The organism is Vibrio tapetis subsp. quintayensis, from assembly GCF_030409945.1.
GTDB classification, from domain to species: domain Bacteria; phylum Pseudomonadota; class Gammaproteobacteria; order Enterobacterales; family Vibrionaceae; genus Vibrio; species Vibrio quintayensis.
The window spans coordinates 1-22,350 of record NZ_JAUFQV010000022.1; the positions used below are offsets into that span (position 1 = coordinate 1).

Annotated in this window: 22 protein-coding genes and 1 pseudogene; 7 read left to right on the plus strand and 16 right to left on the minus strand. The window is 43.9% G+C overall.

The features are described from left to right. Positions 1 to 150 precede the first annotated feature (150 nt). From QWZ04_RS08115 to QWZ04_RS08125, 3 genes are all read right to left on the minus strand, one after another. Positions 151 to 2,106 carry a hypothetical protein gene (locus QWZ04_RS08115; RefSeq protein WP_290326801.1) on the minus strand — a complete coding sequence of 652 codons (1,956 nt, stop codon included), beginning with the start codon at positions 2,104 to 2,106 and terminating at the stop codon, positions 151 to 153. Between the two features lie 90 nt (positions 2,107 to 2,196). After that, a complete protein-coding gene (locus QWZ04_RS08120) occupies positions 2,197 to 3,063 on the minus strand; it encodes an AraC family transcriptional regulator (RefSeq protein WP_290326802.1) in 867 nt (288 codons plus the stop codon). A gap of 211 nt (positions 3,064 to 3,274) precedes the next feature. Next, positions 3,275 to 3,649, minus strand: coding sequence for a hypothetical protein (locus QWZ04_RS08125; protein ID WP_290326804.1), 375 nt, complete (start codon positions 3,647 to 3,649; stop codon positions 3,275 to 3,277). Positions 3,650 to 3,724: 75 nt separating this feature from the next. Here QWZ04_RS08125 and QWZ04_RS08130 point away from each other — a divergent pair, with 75 nt between their 5' ends. After that, positions 3,725 to 4,453, plus strand: coding sequence for a helix-turn-helix transcriptional regulator (locus tag QWZ04_RS08130; protein ID WP_290326807.1), 729 nt, complete (start codon positions 3,725 to 3,727; stop codon positions 4,451 to 4,453). 13 nt (positions 4,454 to 4,466) lie between these two features. Here the strand turns inward: QWZ04_RS08130 and map are convergent, their stop codons facing one another. From map to QWZ04_RS08155, 5 genes are all read right to left on the minus strand, one after another. Further along, a complete protein-coding gene (map, locus tag QWZ04_RS08135; protein WP_290326809.1) occupies positions 4,467 to 5,240 on the minus strand; it encodes a type I methionyl aminopeptidase in 774 nt (257 codons plus the stop codon). After that, positions 5,230 to 5,457 carry a ParD-like family protein gene (locus QWZ04_RS08140; RefSeq protein ID WP_290326810.1) on the minus strand — a complete coding sequence of 76 codons (228 nt, stop codon included), beginning with the start codon at positions 5,455 to 5,457 and terminating at the stop codon, positions 5,230 to 5,232. The genes map and QWZ04_RS08140 overlap by 11 nt, the downstream gene beginning before the upstream one ends. A gap of 125 nt (positions 5,458 to 5,582) precedes the next feature. After that, positions 5,583 to 5,960: a carboxymuconolactone decarboxylase family protein gene (locus QWZ04_RS08145; RefSeq protein ID WP_290326812.1), complete on the minus strand. Its 378-nt coding sequence runs from the start codon at positions 5,958 to 5,960 to the stop codon at positions 5,583 to 5,585. Positions 5,961 to 6,018: 58 nt separating this feature from the next. Further along, a complete protein-coding gene (locus tag QWZ04_RS08150; RefSeq protein WP_290326814.1) occupies positions 6,019 to 6,375 on the minus strand; it encodes a MerR family transcriptional regulator in 357 nt (118 codons plus the stop codon). A gap of 59 nt (positions 6,376 to 6,434) precedes the next feature. Next, positions 6,435 to 6,812 carry a thiol-disulfide oxidoreductase DCC family protein gene (locus QWZ04_RS08155; RefSeq protein WP_290326854.1) on the minus strand — a complete coding sequence of 126 codons (378 nt, stop codon included), beginning with the start codon at positions 6,810 to 6,812 and terminating at the stop codon, positions 6,435 to 6,437. Positions 6,813 to 7,032: 220 nt separating this feature from the next. On the opposite strand from QWZ04_RS08155, the gene QWZ04_RS08160 reads away from it, so the two are divergent. From QWZ04_RS08160 to QWZ04_RS08170, 3 genes are all read left to right on the plus strand, one after another. Further along, complete coding sequence (locus tag QWZ04_RS08160) at positions 7,033 to 8,484, plus strand: methyl-accepting chemotaxis protein (protein WP_290326816.1); 1,452 nt, start codon at positions 7,033 to 7,035, stop codon at positions 8,482 to 8,484. A gap of 23 nt (positions 8,485 to 8,507) precedes the next feature. Further along, the gene (locus tag QWZ04_RS08165) at positions 8,508 to 9,335 is read left to right on the plus strand and encodes an alpha/beta fold hydrolase (RefSeq protein WP_290326818.1); all 828 of its coding nucleotides are present in this window, start codon (positions 8,508 to 8,510) and stop codon (positions 9,333 to 9,335) included. A 268-nt stretch (positions 9,336 to 9,603) separates the two neighbouring features. Next, positions 9,604 to 10,677: a beta/alpha barrel domain-containing protein gene (locus tag QWZ04_RS08170; protein WP_290326820.1), complete on the plus strand. Its 1,074-nt coding sequence runs from the start codon at positions 9,604 to 9,606 to the stop codon at positions 10,675 to 10,677. A gap of 85 nt (positions 10,678 to 10,762) precedes the next feature. Here the strand turns inward: QWZ04_RS08170 and QWZ04_RS08175 are convergent, their stop codons facing one another. The 7 genes from QWZ04_RS08175 to QWZ04_RS08205 all read right to left on the minus strand — a co-directional run bounded on the left by QWZ04_RS08175 (position 10,763) and on the right by QWZ04_RS08205 (position 17,728). Beyond that, entirely contained in the window at positions 10,763 to 11,881 is a 1,119-nt protein-coding gene (locus QWZ04_RS08175) for a CmpA/NrtA family ABC transporter substrate-binding protein (RefSeq protein ID WP_290326822.1), read from the minus strand. Beyond that, positions 11,881 to 12,471: an ANTAR domain-containing response regulator gene (locus QWZ04_RS08180; RefSeq protein ID WP_290326824.1), complete on the minus strand. Its 591-nt coding sequence runs from the start codon at positions 12,469 to 12,471 to the stop codon at positions 11,881 to 11,883. The genes QWZ04_RS08175 and QWZ04_RS08180 overlap by 1 nt, the downstream gene beginning before the upstream one ends. Positions 12,472 to 12,579: 108 nt before the next feature. Further along, the gene (locus QWZ04_RS08185) at positions 12,580 to 13,419 is read right to left on the minus strand and encodes an ABC transporter ATP-binding protein (RefSeq protein ID WP_290326826.1); all 840 of its coding nucleotides are present in this window, start codon (positions 13,417 to 13,419) and stop codon (positions 12,580 to 12,582) included. Positions 13,420 to 13,434: 15 nt separating this feature from the next. After that, positions 13,435 to 14,349: an ABC transporter permease gene (locus QWZ04_RS08190; RefSeq protein ID WP_290326856.1), complete on the minus strand. Its 915-nt coding sequence runs from the start codon at positions 14,347 to 14,349 to the stop codon at positions 13,435 to 13,437. Positions 14,350 to 14,482: 133 nt separating this feature from the next. Beyond that, positions 14,483 to 15,859, minus strand: a complete 1,377-nt coding sequence (locus tag QWZ04_RS08195) for a CmpA/NrtA family ABC transporter substrate-binding protein (RefSeq protein WP_290326829.1) — start codon at positions 15,857 to 15,859, stop codon at positions 14,483 to 14,485. A 535-nt stretch (positions 15,860 to 16,394) separates the two neighbouring features. Beyond that, positions 16,395 to 16,934 (minus strand): regulatory protein ToxS, encoded by a 540-nt coding sequence (locus QWZ04_RS08200; RefSeq protein WP_290326831.1) that lies wholly within the window; start codon positions 16,932 to 16,934, stop codon positions 16,395 to 16,397. Positions 16,935 to 16,945: 11 nt separating this feature from the next. Beyond that, positions 16,946 to 17,728 (minus strand): winged helix-turn-helix domain-containing protein, encoded by a 783-nt coding sequence (locus QWZ04_RS08205; RefSeq protein ID WP_290326833.1) that lies wholly within the window; start codon positions 17,726 to 17,728, stop codon positions 16,946 to 16,948. A gap of 244 nt (positions 17,729 to 17,972) precedes the next feature. Here QWZ04_RS08205 and QWZ04_RS08210 point away from each other — a divergent pair, with 244 nt between their 5' ends. Beyond that, positions 17,973 to 18,713 (plus strand): DUF1499 domain-containing protein, encoded by a 741-nt coding sequence (locus tag QWZ04_RS08210; RefSeq protein WP_290326835.1) that lies wholly within the window; start codon positions 17,973 to 17,975, stop codon positions 18,711 to 18,713. A gap of 101 nt (positions 18,714 to 18,814) precedes the next feature. Here the strand turns inward: QWZ04_RS08210 and QWZ04_RS08215 are convergent. Continuing rightward, positions 18,815 to 19,009, minus strand: a pseudogene (locus QWZ04_RS08215) (integrase); the annotation flags it as partial. Positions 19,010 to 19,221: 212 nt separating this feature from the next. On the opposite strand from QWZ04_RS08215, the gene QWZ04_RS08220 reads away from it, so the two are divergent. Together QWZ04_RS08220 and QWZ04_RS08225 are read left to right on the plus strand one after the other, a co-directional pair. Beyond that, the gene (locus QWZ04_RS08220) at positions 19,222 to 20,073 is read left to right on the plus strand and encodes a LysR family transcriptional regulator (protein ID WP_290326858.1); all 852 of its coding nucleotides are present in this window, start codon (positions 19,222 to 19,224) and stop codon (positions 20,071 to 20,073) included. Positions 20,074 to 20,285: 212 nt separating this feature from the next. Next, the gene (locus QWZ04_RS08225) at positions 20,286 to 22,313 is read left to right on the plus strand and encodes an alkyl sulfatase dimerization domain-containing protein (RefSeq protein ID WP_290326837.1); all 2,028 of its coding nucleotides are present in this window, start codon (positions 20,286 to 20,288) and stop codon (positions 22,311 to 22,313) included. Positions 22,314 to 22,350: the final 37 nt, after the last annotated feature.

Genomic DNA, 22,350 nt, shown 5'->3' on the forward strand with positions numbered 1-22,350 from the left:
ACTTATGAGGTGATGATATCACCTCTAACTAGGTGGCCAAATTAACTATGCCACTACAACCATAAGATCCACCAACTCATAAGTACATTGAATATTTTTAATCACACATTAGCCTTCCTTATGCAATAAGAAAGGCTAATGTGAAAAAGGCTAATACAGATATACCGCTCCCGAGTCCGACGCCGCACCGTCATCCGTCACTTCAGTGCCATCAACCACAATGCCTTTAACGGCGTTGTCTTCATTAAGAGCACTAACGGCGAGTGTTGTTGCATCCTTGCTCATAGACACACTGCGGCCAAAAAAGTCACCAACTCCGGGATTAGACGCTTTGACGTATGCAGATTGAACCCACTTATCCTCTACTTCTCCAAATAGATAAGCCGCACCGGAATTCGTCGTCACTTGACTGGTTAGGGTTTCAGAGCCATCAACCGTTACCCCTGAAAAGCCGCCATCTTCCCCATAACTGCCCACTACCAGCGCTTTACCATCTTCACTCAGTTCGAGATCACTACCGAAATAGTCGCTACTACCGGAATTAGAGGCCTTTAGATATGCAACTTGAGCCCAATTACCTGAATTAGATCCAAATAAATAGACCGCTCCTGAATCAGGTGCAAGCCCCGTATCTGCAACTTCAGAGCCATCAATCACAACGCCAGACACGCCGTTATCTTCGCCCGTTGCCCCGACAGCAAGCACACTTCCATTCGCGTTAAGAGATAAATGTTGTCCGAAGTTATCACCCTCGCTAGTATTGGAAGGCTTGATATAAGCCGTTTGCTTCCAAGCATTTGAGACCAAGTTAAACAGGTACACCGCTCCAGAATTTTCGGCCGCCCCTGTATCAGTCACTTCTGAGCCATCCGTGATTACCCCAGTTACGGCGTTATCTTCACCTCTTGCACCCACCGCCATCACCTGGCCATCACGGCTCAATGCCAAGCCATAACCAAAGAAATCACTCATATCTGGGTTAGATGCTTTTACGTAGGCTGTTTGCATCCAATTGCCACTACTTCGACTAAATAGATACACAGCGCTCGAGCCCAATTTCATATTCGAATCTGAGACTTCCGAACCATCTGTGATCACACCAGAAGCAGCATTGTCTTCCCCTAACGCCGTTATCGCTAAGGTTAACCCATCACCACTGAGAACCACATTTCGTCCGAACTCATCATAAGCATCGGTATTAGACGCCTTAACATAGGCCGATTGTACCCAAGAGCCATTGGTTCGGCTGAACAAGTACACGGCGCCAGATTCGTGAGCGTTTGATGCATCTGCAACTTCAGAGCCATCGGTCAGAACCCCTTTAATATTGCTGTCTTCACCCGGAGCCCCTACCGCTAAAACGCTACCATCAGAATTCAATGAGACACTGTAACCGAAATAGTCTGAACTGTTCGCATTCGATGCTTTCACATACGCAGTTTGTACCCAGCGGTCTTGCTTGTTGTTCATTTGGTTATTATTTACTTGGCTCTTACTAAAGAGGTATACCGCACCAGAACTCGTCGCAATGGCATTGTTTGCAACCTTGGAACCATCCGTCTCGATTCCAGTCGCTCCGGTATCTTCATCTCGAGCCCCCACAGCCAGCGTTGCGCCATCTGCACTCAGAGCAATACTAAATCCAAACCCATCGTCTTCCTTTGTATTTGAAGCCTTAATGTACCCCACCATTGCAGCAACAGATCCTGCGCTCAGGCTCTTTTCATTAGACAAAACAACATTTCCGGAGCCATTCGATGCCATGATGAAGTAATCCGCTTTTAGCGCCTCCACCAAGCTAGAAATATTGACCGTTGTTGACGATGAATTACTGACCGTCGCCAAAATATCGCACCCATTACTATGGGATGTACTTTTCTGACAAACGCGGTAAGTCACTCCTTGCTCGTCAGAGGCTCGCGTCCAATTGAACGTCACTTGTTTAATGTCTGTAACGGATGCACTCAATGTGGCCAAATTAAAAGACGACAATGACACAGGGTTGGAATGATTACTTTCACCGCCTCCACAACCGGCGATTGAAATTAATGCCGTAGGTAAAAAAGCAAACCACTTAAACCAGCGATCGTATTGTATTGGACGCATTATTCACCTCTATAAATAATATTCGTAAATTTAACCATTAATGAAAACTGAAACATCCATGTAAACTGATACATTGTGATTGATATACGCTTACTCTAATGGCAAATAGATATCAGTAGTGACAGCCGCATCATCGACATTTGGGAATACAATAATTCTCTCAAAAAAAATAGGGGCATCTCGTAATGCCTCTTTACTACTATCAAGCCACTGAGAATATAAGTACTTTATAGTTCGACCAATATCATGATCAGAGCCGACATGTCGAATAACGGCACATCGTCCTGCTGGAATATTTTTCTCAACGGCGCCATGTTCATTATTGGTAATATCTAATTCAGTCGAAACACAAACCTCGCAGGTATATTCGTCGGAAGTCGGTTGTATTGAATCGTCTTCAACCAAATTGAACAGTCGTTGATCATTCATATTGATATTGTGATCCTCACACCAATCGCTCAGCGATTTAATCGCGCTTCCAATCAAATATAAGGGGCCAATATGGGTAATCGCTGCAACGCGAGCACCTGAAAATTCAATAATATTAACCCGCCGAGAGGGTTCTTCTAATGGCACTCTCTGGACTCGCAACCTATTGAGCTTTTCTTCTTTTTCTCCCCAATCAGACCAGTCAGGATTATCTCTAAACTGAGTAGGGCTGCTTCCTGTAAACTTACTAAAGGCACGAGAGAACGCTTCAGAGCTTTCGTAATTACTGGCAATCGCGATATCGATGATGCGCATGTCCTTGCTAAACGCCAATTGATAAGAGGCTCGTCTCAACCTTGCTTGTTTAATGTATGCAAATGCCGTCATCCCAAACAAGGAAGAAAACTGACGATGGAAGTGATACTTCGACAGAGAAGCCACTCTACTCAACGTATTTACGGTAAGCTCATCGTCTAAGTGAGCGTCAATGAAATCCACAACTTGATGCAGTCGTCCTTGATAGTTCATTCTGTGTCAAAATCTCCATATTGATTTACTGAACACAAGTATTCAGATACTAGCCAGTTACCTTAAACAACACATGATAAAAGTTGCTGTTTTTATTAGACCACATCAAATAGTGAAAAATTTCCATCATTTTAGTCGCATCATACATTGAGCTCCTCTCTATTTAGAGGTGGTGCTAGAGATTAAGCCTAATTGGAAATATAAATATTTGCTAATCTTCGCTAGAATTCAGTTCGCCGATGCGTTCGTAATAAGAAAAAATGCTATTCTCAAAATCCATCTTAGCGAAAACAGCCATGGCAATGGGGTTATTCATGACTTCAACACTTGCGGATTTTGCCAACTGGTTGTTTTCCCAAACGACAATATCCACCCATCGATTATCATCTTGGCTATAGTAAAAATTTCGGCTCTTAAACCCCTCAAATGCCGAAACGACCGCATTGAGTTCTAACATAGAGCGATGCTGCTCTTCATAACTAACACCATCACTAAATTTAGTATTCACCATTTCATAGCTCTCTTTCGCCGCGACTGAACCTGTCATAATAAGTGCTCCAATTAATGCTCCAACTTTTTTCATCATTCGTTTCCTTTCTTTGTATTCATTAAGCTGAAATATTATGATACGGACATATAGGACACTAAATGGCATATTAGTTTGCGTGATTTTCATAGTAAGCAAGAACGACTCAACCGAATCATTGGCATGCTGGAAAATGGCGAAGTTTGGACGATTGAAACGCTTTCATCCGCATTGAATGTATCAGTACGCACAGTCGCAAGAGATCTCACACTGTTAAGACAGCAAGGGTATGATATTGAGTCAGAGCGAGGAACTGGAGGCGGCGTTTGCTTGAGAAACAATGTGAAAGCGCCAAGATTGACGCTCAATGATGAAGAGGTGCTGACGACATTGATGTCGCTCGCCATCACCGAATCATTAAAGTCTCCGGTTCTTGGCAGCAATGTTAACCACATCAGACATAAGCTTGGGTTCTTCCTTAATGAAAAACAACGCCAACGCATCAATACGCTTCGTAAGAGAATCCTAGTCGGTTCCACTGCTTCATCACATGTGTCGCAATCTGTGTTGGAAGTGACCGAGACAACATCTCAAGCCATCAACAATGCATTCATCTTTCAGCAAACCATGAGCATCACTTATCAAGCTGAAAATGGGACGACAACCGAGCGAACAATTGAACCACAATACCTACTGCTGAATTGGCCAGCTTGGTATTTACTTGGCTGGGATCATCTGCGTAAGCAACCAAGAATGTTCAGGGTTGATCGAATACTTAATGCTTCGGTCAATAAGCAAACCTTCAGATTACAAAGCGCCAGAATACTGCTTCAAGATTTTGGGCACTACTTCAGCGAACTGTAATCTTGCGGCGGCTTTACTTTTCTTCGGCGCGAAGAGTGAGTACTTCATAACCTGTGCGGGTCACTAACACCGTGTGTTCCGACTGGGCAGACAATTTTTTGTCTCTGGTTACCACTGTCCAACCGTCTTTTTTAGTCCGCACTTTAGCAGTGCCTTGGTTCACCATAGGTTCAATGGTGAACACCATGCCTTCTTTCAGCGTTAGTCCGCTGTTAGGTAAACCATAATGAAGCACAGTAGGCTCTTCATGCATTTCTCGTCCAATACCATGACCACAGTATTCTCTGACAATACTGTAACCGTGACTCTCGGCATAACGTTGAATGGCATAGCCAACATCGCCTAACCTTGCCTCCGGTTTAACTTGCTTTATTCCGGCCCACATCGCCTTGTAAGTCACATCAACCAGCCCCTTCGCTAAAGGCGGAGCCTCTGGCATGACAAACATTTTGCTAGAGTCGGCAATAAAGCCTCCTTTCTCTAACGTAATATCGATATTTACGATGTCTCTTGGCTTTAGAAGCTGGCTTCCTTTAGGTATGCCATGGCAAACGACTTCGTTAACAGAAGAGTTAAGGACATATTGATAATCATATTGCCCTTTACTCGCCGGGCGTGCTGACAGTTCATCAACAATAAATCGTTCAACCGTATCATTGATGTCCATGGTGGAAATGCCAGGCCTGACATAGGAGTCCAACATCTCAAAAACGAGAGCAAGCAATCGCCCTGATTCTCGCATTAGCTCTTGCTCAGATTCGCTTTTAATTATGACCCTATCGTGCATCGCTACTTCCTTCAGCAGCACTGATGTTGGCAAGCGACACGTCAGCTGACGTCATTAAGTCTGCGATGATTTGATTGAATGTTTTCTGAGGATGCAATTCAGCTAACATGCCTACTTTTATCCAAAATTCAGCTTGTGAATTGATAGAACGATGCATAACAGAGCTCGATTTTCTCAACTCTTCATGCAGTTCGTCAGATATCTTAACTATACCCATTATATGCTATATATTATAAAATATATACGAAGTGTATACGTATCGTATACTTTGTCAATATGGGAAGTAACCTCTGCTCAGGCACCGTCAAGAGGCAGGCTGTTAGTTGAAAAGTTATACGTTCGTTATTCCACTCTCTCAGCCAGTACTTCTTTAAAAGCGAGCATGCCATTAAGAGCGGCGGGGAAGCCTGCATACACAGACATTTGCAGTATGATTTCTTTAATTTGTTCTTCGCTACAGCCGACGTTAAGCGCTGCATGCAAATGGACTTTAAGCTGAGGAGCACAATTACCTAGCGCTGTTAATGCCGCGACCGTTGCCATTTCTCGAGACGTTAAGTCCAACCCAGGACGGGCGTAAATATCACCAAATGGATACTCAATTGTGTATTTGGCTAAATCTGGACAGATATCTTGCAAGCTTTCGATGACATTTTCCCCTGCCTGCCCATCAATTTTTGTGAGTAACGCTAAACCAGTATCAAAACGTGAATTTTCCATTTATATGTCCCTATTGAGTGAATACAGGGATACCATACAAGTTAGAGTTAACTCTAAGTCAACCCACTTTCCCGTTTTTATACAGGCCAATCTTTTCATCTAATGCCAGCAGATGCTTTTGCTGCTGTTCGATATAGGAGACCAAGTTATCTTTGTGCTGCTCTAACAAGGTTTGACGCTGCAAGACCGACTCAGCTCCCGCTTCCCTTAACCTTGAATACTCCAAGATTTCCTCTAGCGGCATTGCCGTATCCTTTAGGCGTTTGACAAAGCTTACCCACTTAACATCTTTCTCCGAATAATCTCTATGCCCGCTGCCGTTTCTACGAACATTTTTAAGCAGGCCTATTTTTTCGTAATACCGTAGAGTATGAGGAGATAGATCGACTAAATTAGAAAACTCGCTCATGTTCATTACTTCGCCTCCTAAGCGTTGGTGCATAAAGTTAGAGATACATCCGTTTGTTTATTATCCTACTTTTTGCAATCACAGCGAGAACGACCAGTCAGTAAAAATGAAAAACGGTAACGTTGGGCAGCAAACACGAGATACAACTTGTCTGCGATGGGTTTAATGAACGGCCACCTTAACGGGGCATAAAGCCAATCTTTACCCACAATTGACCATGCTCGGTGCACGCCATCCAACCCTAGCAGCAATTTTCTGTCTTGGTCTATCGCGTGTAAAATGGTGTTGGCTTTTGCAATATCAATCTCTGGGTAGTCCACCATTTCATCACTGAAAATGTCGACCGTTTTAATATTTTTATTGTTGTCTTTTTTTGACAATGCCGCCATTTCTTTTGCGCATAGCGGGCAAGTTCCATCATAAAAAACCGTCAGTAACACCATCTTTTTCTCCTGAATATTCCACTTAATATCCATACGTATTCGTGCTTGTTTCGGATCAGTTTTTGCCCTTAAGCACGTCACCCTCTTCAAACAAAATGTAACCGAAAACAGTTTAAAAACCTATTGTGGAATTTGTGAACAATTTCTCGATAAATTAAAAATAGAACAATTACTCTATTATAGAGTTAATGCTCTAATGGTTATCAAGGAGGGCAACACCGTGAGACCTTTCACTCTATGGAGCCGATTGTTTGGTTATCAACCAACGGATTGGACAGAACAAAAACGATGGCAAGTCGAAATACTGCTCTATTTTACTTTACTCTCATTTTTGACCGGTATTTACAGCCTGATTAAGTGGTATCAAGTCGGCCACTCACCATTGATGACGAGTTCGGTATACTGCATTGTTGCCGAGATCATCGCTGCAATCATGATTGGGAAGTTTAAACAAAATGGCTTGGCAACCAATATCGGCTTTTCCGGTATGGTGATCCACGCACTCAACCTAATTTACCAAAGCGGCGGTGTACTTGAGTCTACCCAGAGCTTTTGGATTGCGGTCCTTCTGGTCGCCTTTTTTCTCACCGCGAAGCTCTCGTTGGCGTGGATATGGAGCGCGCTTGTCATTTCGGCCTCTTGTCTTATGGTTTATTGGCAACTCAATGGAGAGCACATTCCCAACCTTCAGTTGACTGAATCTGCGCAATTGATCGACGCCTGGTCAGGATTAATTGTGCCTCTGGCCATCATTGTTATTGCGCAAAGCTACAGCGCAAAGCGACGAGAAAGTTATCAGCATTCCAGTTTAACCGCCCAGCGGCAGATGGAACAAACCACCCAAAGCGCCAAGCAAGGTGAACAGCAACTGGGCAAAGTACTGCAACAAGCCACCGCGAATGCAGGCCAGCTTTCCACCGTTGCACACTCGTTGGGCCAGCAGTCTTTGCAACTGCGCTCCGAAGTTGGGGTATTAAACCAAAGCTGCGATTCCCAAACCGTTTCCTCAGAGCAATTGTCTAAGCAATTAAAGCAGATGACCTTGGATATCCACACCTCTGATCAATCTGTCGCACAACTCAAACAACGCAGCGACGCCATCAATCAACAAGCCTCTAACAGTATTGCTAGCCTATGCGCATCGACACAAGCCATCGAAAAAATACAAGTCGCAAACCAGCGGATCACCGGCGTAGCCGAACTCATTTCCAATATTGCCGAACAAACCAACCTACTGGCATTAAACGCTGCCATAGAAGCGGCGCGGGCCGGCGAATATGGCCGAGGGTTCGCCGTTGTTGCTGACCAAGTGCGAGAACTGTCAGCCAAGAGTAACCAATCGGCAGATGAAATACGCCAACTGCTCAATAGCAGCCGCGTAGAGGTCGAAGCAGGCCAACAGGTTATTGGCCAAACAAGCGAAGAAATCACCGAGATCATAAACCAAGTCAGCAGTGCGATGACGGCGGTTGAACAACTTTCACATGCAATGAAACAGCAAGTCACCACGCTTCAAGAACTCAGTTGTGCCAGTGATGATGTCGCCAACAACGTCACTCACATCGGAGAGGTGGCAGACAGGGTATCACAACAAGACAATCATCTTCGCTTGCAGGTTGACGAGCTAAACAGTTTAGCCAATCAACTGAGCAGCGTGGTTGCCACACAATAACGTCAATGACAAAGGACTTAACAATGACAGAGACAATAACAGTGAATGGGAACGATGTTTTCATCGACGGATGCGGAGAAGAAACCATTGTCATGTTGCATGGCTGGCCAGATACCTACCGACTTTGGCAGCCGCAAGTGGATCACTTAAAGAGCCAATACCGTTGTGTTCGCTTCTCTTTACCGGGTTATGAGAAACATCATCCAAGAACCTACTACGACCTCGATGCCGTGTTGTCTATGATCGACAGTGTTGTTGAAGCCGTCGGTAATGGCAAGCCAGTGACCCTATTACTGCACGACTGGGGTTGTGTGTATGGTTATCAATATTACATGCGCAACCAAGCCAAAGTGAAACGCATCATTGGGGTAGACGTTGGCGACGCAGGCTCACCGGATATGACGCTGTCGACCAAAGCAAAGCTGGTGCTTGTGAGTTATCAACTTTGGTTAATGGCCGCGTGGAACATTGGAGGCCGCATCGGCGACTGGATGACGCGTAAAGTAGCTACCTTGTTCAACGCTCCCGCCCCAAGCGAACGGGTTCATTCCGGCATGACGTACTCTTACCATTGGCGCTGGAGCTCTACCTTTATGCGCAGGCCGCTCGGCACCAAACCGCTTGATATTCAAGTGCCGTTCTTGTTTATCTATGGTGGTAACAAAGTCGGTAATTTCCATTCTAAACCTTGGCAAACCAAAATGGCCGAAATTGAGGGTAACCAAGTCATTGAACTGCCAACCCACCACTGGGTCATGGTTGAACAGCCTGACGCGTTTAATGAAGCAGTAATGGACTGGTTGATTCGTAGTGAAACTTCAACCATTGAAGAGGCACGAGAAGCTTCGTAAGAAAGCCTTAGGCTGTTTCGATCCTAAAACAGCCTAAGCAAACGTTTGCTTATGCGCGCTAGTCATGACTGCTTTTCTATCGTGCTAATGGGAATACTCACAGTATCTGGTTTGATGGATATCCGCTCATCCCCTTCATTTTTTGGCCAAGTAATTGATCTTTCTCAGTGATCTTCTTATCAATGCTTTAAAGGCTATGTTCAACAATATCCATAAACGTTAAGATTTGCGCAAATTTTTATTTGGCAAATTCAACAAAAGGCTTCTGATGACTACACCCACTCAGTTCGAACTCTATGACATCCTCAAAACCTATGAAGATAACTACCAAAATGGTCCCTTCTTTGATGCCAAATACCCGACTCGACCAACGGTCACTCAGAGCCATAAGGTGTTTGATTTTGAAGTAAACTCTCGTCTTGGTGTACCTGCAGGGCCATTGTTGAACAGCCACTGGTGTGATGTATATGCTCAACTTGGCTTTGACATTCCAGTTTACAAAACAGTAAGAAGTGTTGAGCGCAATTGTCACCCAGCGCCGAACTGTGTCTTCCTAGACAGCGACAAGCAGTTTAATCATGCCGAGATTAACACCGAGATACACCCCGGCCTACGTCCATCACGAGATGAGCGTATCACCATCACGAACTCATTTGGCGTTCCGTCACTGGCTCCTGCCGTTTGGATGAAAGACATCGAAGAAGGCAACCGTAAGATGGGCAATGGCCAACTTATGATTGTGTCTGTCAATGGTACTCCTGGCCTGGCTGAACGTGATCTTGTTGAAGATTACGGTTACGTTTCTGCGATGGCAAAAGAAGCCGGTTCTAAAGTAATTGAAGTGAACTACTCTTGCCCTAACCTAGGCGGAAGTAAAGAAGGTGCGCTGTTCTCTGACCCAGAAAATTCAGCGTTGGTTTCTAAAAAAATTCGCGAATCTATCGGAGATACACCGCTACTGATCAAACTTGGTTGGATGCCTGCCGAGCAACTTGAAAAAGTGATTGAAGCAAACCGACCATATGTTGATGGTTTTTCTGCCATCAACACCATTCCTCGTCAGGTAGTTACTCCAGATGGTAAAGCAGCCTTGCCGGGTGAAGGACGTCTTTCTAGTGGAACCTGTGGATTCGCCATTGGCGATCTCGCTGAAGAAGTCACGAAAAACTTGATTGATCTACGCACCAAGTGGAAAGACGATTTCGTTATCTGCTCTGTGGGTGGCATGATGAACGCAGATGATTTACACCGTAGACTGAATATGGGTGCCGACTTAGTCATGAGTGCAACCGCTGCGATGTGGGACCCGTACCTCGCACAAAAATTCCACCAGCATAAATAAGCAACTGACCTAGTTTCATTCCAATCTAATGCTATTAGTGCTTTACCGCGGTACTAATAGCATTTAGAAATGGCAGGTCTTGCCACTATTTTATATCAGCGGTAATTTGACTAAAACGCTCGTAAATGTCACTTCGATAAACATTAGAGATCAATGCTTCGGGTATCTCTTTTCGATCTATATGCCCCGCTTCTACCATATATTGTAAGATACGTTCGCCTTGAGTATGCTCTGGCGCGTTTCCATTTGGCTTGTCTAACATACTGAACTGGTTATACGACGGAATTCGCCTTGGTGGTTCCCTTCGTTGAGTTAAGCAGCTGCCCAGTAACGAGGGGGCAATAACATCCAAATTCGTATCTAGATATTGTCTTGTCGCCAGTACACGCGCCGCCTCGAAGCGATTGGGAACATGCTCTAACCAATGACAGCTTTCTTGCAGTGCTGCAATTAGCATTTGCGTGGTTCCTTGGTTTTGTTGATACCAAAATTGCGAAACACCCAAGACTTTTTCAGGAGAGTCCGACCAAATATCGGAAGACGTGAGCACTGTCGTACCTGCTCCTTTACGAACAGCCTCTGCGTTCCAAGGACCACCCACACAAAAAGCATCAATATAATCCTCTTCTAGTGCAGTAACCATCTCTGACGGTGGCAAAACCACAATGCTGATTTCGGCCAGCGAAATGCCGGACATTTTCAACCAACTCATCAACTGATAGTAATGGCAACTGTTTGGGTGGACGGTCGCAAAACGCACTTTCTTACCATTGCTTTTTCGCATTGCAATCAGCTTTTTTAATAATCCTGATGAAAGCGGTAGGCTCAATTTATTCAGGTTGTTGATTGCCACAATTTCTGCCGATAGGTGCTGTGAAATCGTGATCGCATTGCCATTGAAACTTAATACGAATGGCGTCATAACTGGGTGTTGCTGGCCGCCGATCCCCAGCGTACTTGCAAATGGCATCGGGGCTAGCATTTGAACCGCATCGAGCAACCCAGCATGGAGCTTATCACGTAGAGTCGCCCAAGAGTTTTGCCTATCTAAGGTCACTTTCAAACCGTATTTTCTGAACAAACCAAGCTCATGAGCCATCACAATGGGGGCACAGTCTGTCAATGGCATAAAACCAATGTTCAGCTCAGTCACGTTCGACATCACGGCTTCTGGAGCGATACGTTCTAACGATAATAAATTCATTAATTACTCTCCAGTACCGAGGCAAGAGAAAGAATATTTCTTGCCACGTCTTCTATTTTCTGAGAATTGTTCATCGCCATTTTACGAATGGAGTGATAAGCCTCCTTTTCCGATAGGTTTTTGGTTTCCATCAACCACCCCTTCGCTTGCTCCACCACTTTTTGATTCGATAAACGCTGCTTAGTTTCTTGTAACTCATCCTTTAACTGCTGATACTCAGAGAACCGAGCGACCGCCGTATCTAGGATAGTCTTAACCCTGTTGGGGTTCGAATCTCCGACCACATAGGCACTCACGCCGCACTTAACCATATTCTGGATCGTGTCTGAGTCTTCCTGCTCTGAAAACATCACCACGGGTTTAGGGTTAGACTGTGACATCAAATGCAAGCTGTCTAGCACATCCCTACTAGGGAACTCTATATTCATGATGATGAGATCAGGCTCTACTCTCACCACTTCATGAAGCAGCGAGATCCCAGAATGCGTCACATGTTCAATGGAATACTCCGAGCTATTTAAAGCTTCGCGAAGTGCCTGAACCTTTCTTTCATCATTTTCAATCAACATGACTCTAATCGTCGCTGTCATGGCGCACCACTAAGGTTAAATTATTATCGACACTGCGTTTCTTGCTGCTTGATCGTTAGCTGTTTAATCAGTAGCTATTTCATCATTAACTTATTCAAACTTTTCGCCTTACGCTTGTTTAACCTGCGTTGGTTCTTTCTTTTTACGTGCAACGGTCAAAGGTTCAACCTTACGCTGCTTCTCGTAAAGAAACGAAAGCACTTCAGAGCGAAGGTGGTTGTAGGTTGGATCTTCGGCTAAAGAAAGCCTGTTTCTAGGGCGTTCTAAGTTCACATGCAAGATCTCCCCTATCGTTGCGGCGGGGCCATTTGTCATCATCACAATTCGATCAGACAGCAGTACCGCCTCGTCGACATCATGAGTGATCATAATAACGGTGTTATTCAATTCGTCTTGAATCTCCATTAATGAGTCTTGCATGTGTGCTCTGGTCAAGGCATCTAGTGCGCCAAATGGCTCATCCATTAAAAGCACATCGGGCTGCATGGCCAATGCTCGCGCAATCCCCACCCGCTGCTTCATGCCGCCTGAAATTTCATCTGGGCGTTTGTGCATGGCGTGATCCATATGCACCAAATGAAGATTATGCTCAATCCATTCTTTCATTTCTTGCGCATTCATCTTGCTAGCAAACACTTCCTTTACTGCCAGTTCCACATTTTGATAAGCGGTCAACCAAGGTAAAAGTGAGTGGTTCTGGAATACAACCGCCCGTTCAGGCCCAGGTTCAGCGACTTCCTTCTCGTTTAAAATAACCCCGCCCGTGGTGGCTTGATATAAACCTGCGACCACGTTGAGCACAGTGGATTTACCACATCCCGAATGACCAATAAGAGAAATAAACTCCCCTTTTTTAACTTGTAAATCGACGCCTTGAAGAGCAGTAAAAGGCCCTTTGGGAGTCGGAAACACCATGTCAATGTGGCTGATATCTAAAAATGGTTTCATCTTGTTCTCTCCCTGTTAACGTACTTCGGCGGCTTTATCCCAACTCAACAAACGCTGTAGTTCCATCATGCCGCGGTCGAGCATGAATCCAATCAAGCCAATCACTATTACTGCGGTCATAATTCGGCTCAGAGACTGAGAGCTGCCGTTTTGAAATTCATCCCAAACAAACTTTCCTAAACCAGGGTTTTGAGCCAGCATTTCAGCGGCAATTAACACCATCCAAGCAATCCCCAATGAAAGGCGCATACCGGTAAAAATGGCAGGGATCGAAGCGGGAAGAACAATTTTACGAACATGAGTAAGAGGCGCTAAGCGTAATACTCGGCTCACGTTCACCCAGTCTTTCTCGATGGAGGTCACCCCAACAGACGTGTTGATCACCATAGGCCATAAACAACATAAAGTGACCGTAATCATTGAATTAACAAAAGATTTTGCGACGATAGGATCAGGTGAAACATACAGTGCACTCACCACCATCGTCACCAAAGGCAACCAAGCTAACGGAGAAACGGGTTTAAATATTTGAATGATCGGGTTTATCGCTGTGTTGAGGGCTTTGCTCATGCCCACCGCAATACCGAGTGGAATTGCAATTATTGCAGCCAATAAAAAACCAGCGGCTACCGTAACGAGACTTGTGACTATCTGATCAAGAAATGTCTCTTTTCCGGTATAAGCTCGAACTTTAGGCACGTAACTTGGGTCCGCCTCAATACGTTTTGCATTACGTAGTTCTTGTCGCTCATAAAACGCCACTTCTTTGGTTCGCTCTGCAGAATGCTCTTGATACAGGCTGACGAACTGCTGTGATACCTCTTGCGGCCCCGGAAACTTACCCAAAGACGTATTGATGCTGCTTGCCGTCACTGCCCATAGGAGTAAAAAGCAACATATCCCAGCAAGCGGCAATGTTAAGTTTTTCATTGTACTAGTGATTATCTGCACAGCCTTTTGTAGCAATGTTGGCTGCTCTTGTTGATTAATGCTTTGATTAATGACTGTCATTACGCTCTCCAGTTGCCGACCAGAAGGCCGGCTACAGATTACTTTTTAAAATTTATAGTGTTTGACCAGATTTAAGGCCGATTTCGAATTTATTGATGTAGGCGTTTGGCTCATTACCGTCATAAACAATGTCATCAATAAAGTGTGTTTGCGGAGCGCGGTAGCCATCTTCAGTCTTAAAGTCTGGGAACTCATCCGCGCCAATCAGATCTTCTTCAATCAGAGACTTCGCCGCTTTGATATAGATGTCAGGTCGGTATACTTTCGCTGCCGTATCCTTGTACCAATCATCACTCCTATCTTCACTGATTTGCCCCCAACGGCGCATTTGAGTTAGGTACCAAATTGCATCAGAGTAATATGGGTAAGTTGCGTTATAACGGAAGAACACGTTGAAATCAGGGACATCACGTTTATCTCCTTTCTCGTACTCAAAGAACCCGGTCATACTGTTGGCGATCACTTCGTAGTCTGCTCCTACGTAGTTTGATTGAGACAAGATTTTTACCGCTTCTGGACGGTTAGCATTGTTGTTGTCATCAAGCCATTTCGCCGCTCGAATCAGTGCTCTTGTTAAACGAATCGTGGTATTTGGGTACTTTTCAGCAAATTCTGCCGTAATACCAAAGACTTTTTCTGGGTTGTTTTTCCAAATCTCGTAGTCTGTCACTACTGGCACACCAATCCCTTTAAATACGGCTTGTTGGTTCCACGGTTCACCCACACAGTAGCCATAGATGGTTCCCGCTTCGAGTGTGGCCGGCATTTGAGGTGGTGGTGTCACTGAGAGTAAAGCGTCTGCATCGATGTGCCCTGACGTATCGCCTTTGTGAGGAGCATAAAAGCCTGGGTTAATACCACCCGCGGCTAACCAATAGCGAAGCTCATAGTTATGGGTAGAAACTGGAAACACCATGCCCATATTGAAAGGCTTACCCTCAGACTGGTATTTTTCTACCACAGGTTTTAGCGCATCGGCCTTGATAGGGTGAACGGGACGGCCGTCGTCCATTTTTGGAATATTCCCTCTCATTTGCTCCCAGATATCGTTAGAAACCGTAATGGCATTCCCATTCAAGTCCATAGAGAAAGGGGTAATAATATCGGCTTTGGTTCCATACCCTATCGTTGCTGCAATCGGTTGACCGGCCAGCATATGAGCCCCATCCAAACGGCCGTCAATCACGCCATCAAGCAGTACTTTCCAGTTTGCTTGTGCTTCGATTGTGACGTAAAGGCCCTCATCTTCGAAGTAGCCATTTTCGTATGCAATCGCAATGGGAGCCATATCTGTCAGCTTAATAAAACCAAACCTTAATTCCTCTTTTTCCGGCCAGCCCAGCTTTTCAGCTAGAACACTTGCGGACGAAAGCAGGCAAACACCCGCAACGACTGCTTTAAAAATCCCTTTTACTTTAGCGTTCAACATAATCCTTTTCTCCAATAAAAAACCCACATGCACCAACGACATAAAGACGCTAAATGCATGTGGGCTACTTTGCCTAATCAACCTACTTACTACGCCGTTGCAGTTTTTATTGATTCTATTGTTCTTACGTTCTGGCTCCCTCCGTTAGAAACCAGATGTATTCGCCTAAGCGATAATCACTCCCTTTTACAATAGCAACCCCCATGCCAACTTGTTTTTACTAACAAATACAGCATATTAAGTTAAAGCTGCGGATATGATCTTTTTATAAGGTCCCCATAATGGTGCAATAACCCACCAAAATGCATCATAGAAAATGGTAGAAAGCCTACAAGGAAACAAAAGACTCTGCGCACATAAATGAGTCATTGGATTCTGGTGTCCCAATCAAGCAGCCATTTATAAAAACAGTGAGTTCATGGGTAAAGCAATATTGCTAAACGGCGAGTATTGATATAACAAAAAACCTGAGCTAGCCCACTCCCGCTAGCTCTATTCGCAGAGTACCCATTTACCAAGTATTGGAATGTGTTAGTTATTGTGACACTAGAATATGAGATTTTTTATTAAGATAAGTAACAATTAATATTGATCTATCTCGAACTATATCTATTCGTTTACTCTGTTGCTCTTCAAAAATAAACCGTTCTTTTATCTCTTTAATCTGAATTTTGGAAAGAATCGATTCTTTCTTAGATGGCCATTCCTCAACTTTCACCTGATTTATTAATAAATAATTATTAATCAACTCCCAGGTTCCAGACTCTGATATTTTAAATGTTTCGTCAGGTTGTTCTCTTTCAAAGTCCCTTTGAAGATAGACGTTTATCGTTGCACTTTTCACATAATTACCTTGGGGTAAATAACGTACTTTTGAATGAACATGTATCCCCCTTACTGGCAAGTAACTATTATCAGTATTGGTATTTAAATTGTCCTGTCGGATAATGACACTGTTGTTTTCCCACTGCCTAGTCGTAAGTATTTCCTCCAATTTACCTTTATGTTGTAAATACAGATACATACTAGCAACACTAGATGATAACAACAGGAAAAGAATGATTTTTTTACTCACAACTTGACCTCTCAAACTTCCTTACCACATAGGCTGTAAGAGTCTTTTTTATCGGTAAGAAGGCGCATTGTAAGATTACGATATGACAGTTCAGCACTGTAAATATAACTCAGTATCAACTCATGTTTAATATCAGAGATAGCGATAATTTCATCAGGTAGTGGTTCATCACTATGATTTCCCAAATACCAAGAAACGCATTTATCTAGCGGCACAATCCAATTGTCTCGAAGGAGTCTCCCTTCAGGTGACTTTACGAGCACCCCCTCAATATTACCTATAACCACAAAATTCATTTTGGCAGGTTGCGTCATTTCGAATAAGCCGAAAGGGAAAAGTAATGTTACCAATATAAGGCCCATAATTCTCCCTTTGCCACCTACTTCTCGAACCCAAGCATTGCATTGTTCTAAAATGGTCAAGGTTTTCACCGGAAATATATTTTGAATGATTGTATTTTCTGAAATAAACGCCTCTACAGAAGAAATAAATCGATATCCTTGCTTCGGAACGATAATAATATACTGTGGAGCATGAAGTGAATCCCCTAAAACATTCCTTAGGTTAGATACTGCCTGAGTTAAACTTGAGTTATCAACGTGAATCCCCCGCTTTTCCCAAATGAAGTTTTTAATTTGAGTTCGCATCACGACTTGTCCATTATTTCGCAATAACAGCAGTAATAATCTACTTTCATTAACTCCAATCACTACTTCATTGTCATTCTCTAGGCAATCTACCAATGTATTCTTACCGGGATAAAATATATATCTCTGCGAAAATTTATAGTGCATTGATGAACTCTCGTAAATGCGTTTATCTAAGGCTAACAAAATCAAAGTTAACAGAGGGTTAAGGCTTAGGATCAGTTAGCGCCAGATCGGGCCATCCCATCCATGATTGGAATAACAACCCTGAGCCTTAACCGGGCCTTAACCACGCAGCTGCTAGCCTTTAGCTATGCCTGCAATTTTGCTCTTTAGATACGTTTTCATAATACCCCTACATTACTCGCTTATAACTTTTAAAGGATAGAAAATGACGAACAGCCGTACATCTCGTATTGGAACATCATTATTGATCATCTCTATTGCCGCTGTGCTAGCGGTCGTGGTGATGATCTTCGGTGCTCGTTTAGGCTTGTGGGATCCCATCGTTGGCTTTGGCTATATTCGAAATTATCTCAACCCAATCGGCTTGTCTTTACTGGGCTTGAGCACGCTGGGGCTCATCTCTCAATTGGTTACTCGTAACCGTATCGGGGCGATGAAATCTTTGGTTGCGACTTTAATCGGGCTTAGCCTCATTGCACCAATGATCCATAGCACTATTCAACCCGCGAAACGTGGGCCTGCAATTCATGATATTACAACCGACACGGCTAACCCGCCTGAGTTCTTAGTGCTGGATGATACACGCCTAGGAGCTAAAAACTCTTTGATTTATGCGGGGGAAAAAGTCGCGGCAATACAGAAGAAATTATACCCGAACATTAAGCCTATTCAGTCGAGCCTTTCTGCTGAAGATGCGTATGCAAGAGCTCTAGGTATTGCACAAAACAAAGGTTGGGTAATTATCGCTGCAGAAGCAGAGGCATTACGCTTTGAAGCAACAGCTCAAACTGCCTTCTTTGGTTTAATGGACGATATCGTCATTAAAGTCACACCGATAAGTAACGAAAGCCGCATCGATATTCGTAGCGTATCTCGAGTCGGTCGCAGTGACCGAGGGGTAAATGCAGCCCGAATTGTAGAGTTCACAGAAAGTTTTAACCAGTAACCTGAACCGCCAGTGAAAGCCATTACCATTAAAAGGAAATTGACATGAAATCCATTTATATAACCAAGCTTCTCATCGCGTCTAGCTTGATCCTTTCAGCTATCTTGCGAAAGTACATCGAAAACTCTAAGAACAAGCAAATAACTTGCTCTAAGTTTGCTATCAATAGCTAAGTTAAACAACGCAAGCTGCATCAAATTATTTTCAATCTCTAATCTGGTTCTGATCCGCCAAATTTCCTCAGGCCGAAAAGGCTTTTTGACGCCACTTCGTTTCGTTCTGTTGAAAACCATCATGATGACCTCCTTTGTGGTTGGTCATCACGATTGCAGTTGGAAGGAAATAAACAAAACTTAGTTGTGCCCTTGCTAATCGAGCCAAAATTTAATTAACTAGGATATAGAAAACGTAATTAAGAGAGTACTTCCGAATCATTAAAAAAAGGAGTAATGTTCATTACACCGTAAGCAATAATCTATAACAATATATTCGAGGCCATAAATTGAGCATGAACCTAAACTTTATTCGGCATTTTCTTGCGGTATATGATTTTGGTAGTGTTACCAAAGCTGCAGAACACTTGGACATTGCACAACCATCTATGAGCAGCGCAATTAAAAAGTTTGAAGATAGTTATGGGCAAACTCTGTTTATTAAAAGTGGAAGAAATATTGAACCTAGTGAAGCAGCACATCAATTGGCAATTCAAGTTCGTCCAATACTAGATCAGTTAAATTCCGCACTCATTTCTTCCCGTCGCTTGGTGGTTAGCGCTCCCGAAATTGTGTTGCAATCTATCCCCAATATAGACCAAGTATTGTTACTTGAAAGCCCAGCCATGGAGTACGCAGCTCTAGACAAAATACGCACTGGTGAAGTTGACATGGTTGTAGACGACATCACAATATCTGACCATACTTTCGTTGTGGAAAATTTAGGAAAACTAAGCATTGCATTTGCCTGCCGTAAAGACCATCCAACCATCGGTGATTCCATAAGCCTAGAACAGTTTCAAAATGCTCAACACGTGATGTTACGATTGAAAGACAAAAATGTTGGTGCGTTGGAGACTCGAACCGATGAAAAAATCGAACGCAATATCGTTCGTGAAGTTAGTGGCCCTTCAAATCTATTGCATAGCGTACGTGGCTCGGATGCTATCTGCATAGTCGTTGAAAGCATGTTTGGGTTAGCAAAAGAACTAGGATTAAAAATACTGCCTTCCCCATTCCCACTCCGGCCCTATGAAATTAAGCTTATTTATCACCGTAGACACAGCACCAATACAGTACACAAAATAACTCGGGAGCGTATAAAAAAAGAACTGAATAAAATATTCAACAGCTCTTCTCCGAAATAACATCACCAACCTATCCGCGCTTATCAAGGTAGTTGTCACTCTTTTTCCGTCGTTAACATAGATAATGCCTATGTATTCCATAGCTGTAGCCCCATAGTTAAGTCGTCCTGATCTTCATAATATACCAGCCATCAGCACAGGCAATGGACCTGACTACATGGCAAGGAAGCCCAACACTGTTGCAGTTTTAAGCTTTAACTAAGGGTTTCATTATGAAAAAAACAATTCTTGCTCTCTCTATTGTCATCTCTTTTGGCGCAATTGCTCATTCACACGATGCCTCTGAGCGCTTGGCGCACGGTGACCACGACCATTCATTTTCAATGAGTAACTACGACATCGTCATATCTGGTCACTACAACTCCCATGAAAATGGTGTAAAGGTGGTTGATTCAAAACATTCGGCAGAAAAGAACAGCTACTTTCCACTGGCACAGAATGCGTCTTCTGATCTAGCCGGTTCATTCCCAGAAATTATCTGGCGTGGAGAACCGCTTTTCACACCAGAGTACTCACAAGAGAACATGGACAAAGCGTTATTTGAAGGAAAAATTCATCCAGAATTAGCCGCTATGGAAGAGGCAATGACTAATCCAGTGATCTTTAAGCTATCCGACCGCATGTATAACGCATTTGGATTTGAAGGTGCTTCTATTACTTTCATTCAAGGTGATGAAGGGCTAATTATCTCTGATGCGGGATCCACGGCAGAGACTGCTGCGGCCATGCTCGACGCCTACCGTCAAGCCACCGGAGATGAACGAGAAGTGCACACGATTTTCTATACGCACCATCACCCTGACCAGTGGGCAGGAACAGAAGGTCTGGCGACTCGTGAAGACTTTGAGGCAGGAAAAATTAATGTCATCGCTCACGCAGATTTTCAGCGCAAGATGAACGAGGAGTCAGGTATCTACCTGAATCAACAATCAATTCGTACTGCCTATGCTTTTGGCGCGTTTATCTCACACAACAACGATTACGATTCAGGAGTTAATCAGGGGGTGGGTTACCCAGCAGACATTGTCATGCAGTCGCAGAATAAGAGCTTCTTTGCGCCAAATATATTAGTGGATGATTTGCTCATACTTGAGATAGACGGCCTGACCTTAGAGTTTTTCCATACCCCGGGGGAGGCTCCGGATGGTGTTGGATTATATATTCATGAAACCGGTGATATGGTAGGTGGTGATACCATTCAGGGTGAAACTATTCCAAACCTTTACACTATTCGCGGAGCTGAATATCGCGATGGTCTCGAGTGGGCAGACTCAATAGACCGCATGCGCCGCTACCAGCCTACCGCCTTATCATTACACCATGGACGTTCCGCTGTTGGGATTGATCGGGTTGAAGATGTGATGAAAGCGTATGCAGATTCACTGCGTTATATGCAGGACCAAACGGTTCGTTATATCAACAAGGGCTACACGATGCATGAACTCAGTGACAACATTCGCCTACCTGAAGAGCTTCGAGATCACGATTATTTACGACCACTTCGCGGCTCCGAGTATCAGAATGTTGCCAATATTTATGCCGGCAATGTGGGTTGGTTTAATGGGGATGTATCAGAATTTGCCAAGCCTGCTCACCAAGATATGGCACAAATGTATGTTGATATGATGGGAGGGGCCGATGCTATTAAAAAAGCCGCTGATGAAATGATTGCCGCACAGCAATATGGCGAAGCTATGCAGATCCTGACTCACGTTATTCGGGTTGACCATGGCGATATGCATGCTCGAGGACAAAAAGCGGTAGCGCTAGAACGTTGGGGATGGGAGCAATCGACACCAGGTTGGCGCCACTGGGCATTATCTGGTGCTGCTGAGCTTCGCGGTGAACTTGACCAATTGCTAGACACGATGAATTTCTTTGGTGATGCCAGCAAGTTTGTCGATGCCCCTACAGATGATGTGATGTCGCTTATCCCAACCCGTTTAATAGCTGAAGAGTTAAAGCCAAACGAAACGATAAAAATCAACATGTTGGTCGATGGAAGTCAGTACTTGGTTAATGTCTCAAACCGCACGATGGCAATCGATAGTGGAATAAGTTCTGAACATGCGGATTTAACAGTAGAGCTGTCTAAAGCTGACTTGGTGCATCTCTTTTTAGTAAAAGATATCAATGTCGCAAAATCGAATGCGAAAGCCAACGACGGAAACATCGCTGACTTGCAAAGGCTTGTTGATGTTATCGATACCTTCTCTCCTTTCTACCTGCATCTGCGCTAATTACCTACTTAGACAGCGCTTCTTCATGAAGCGCTTC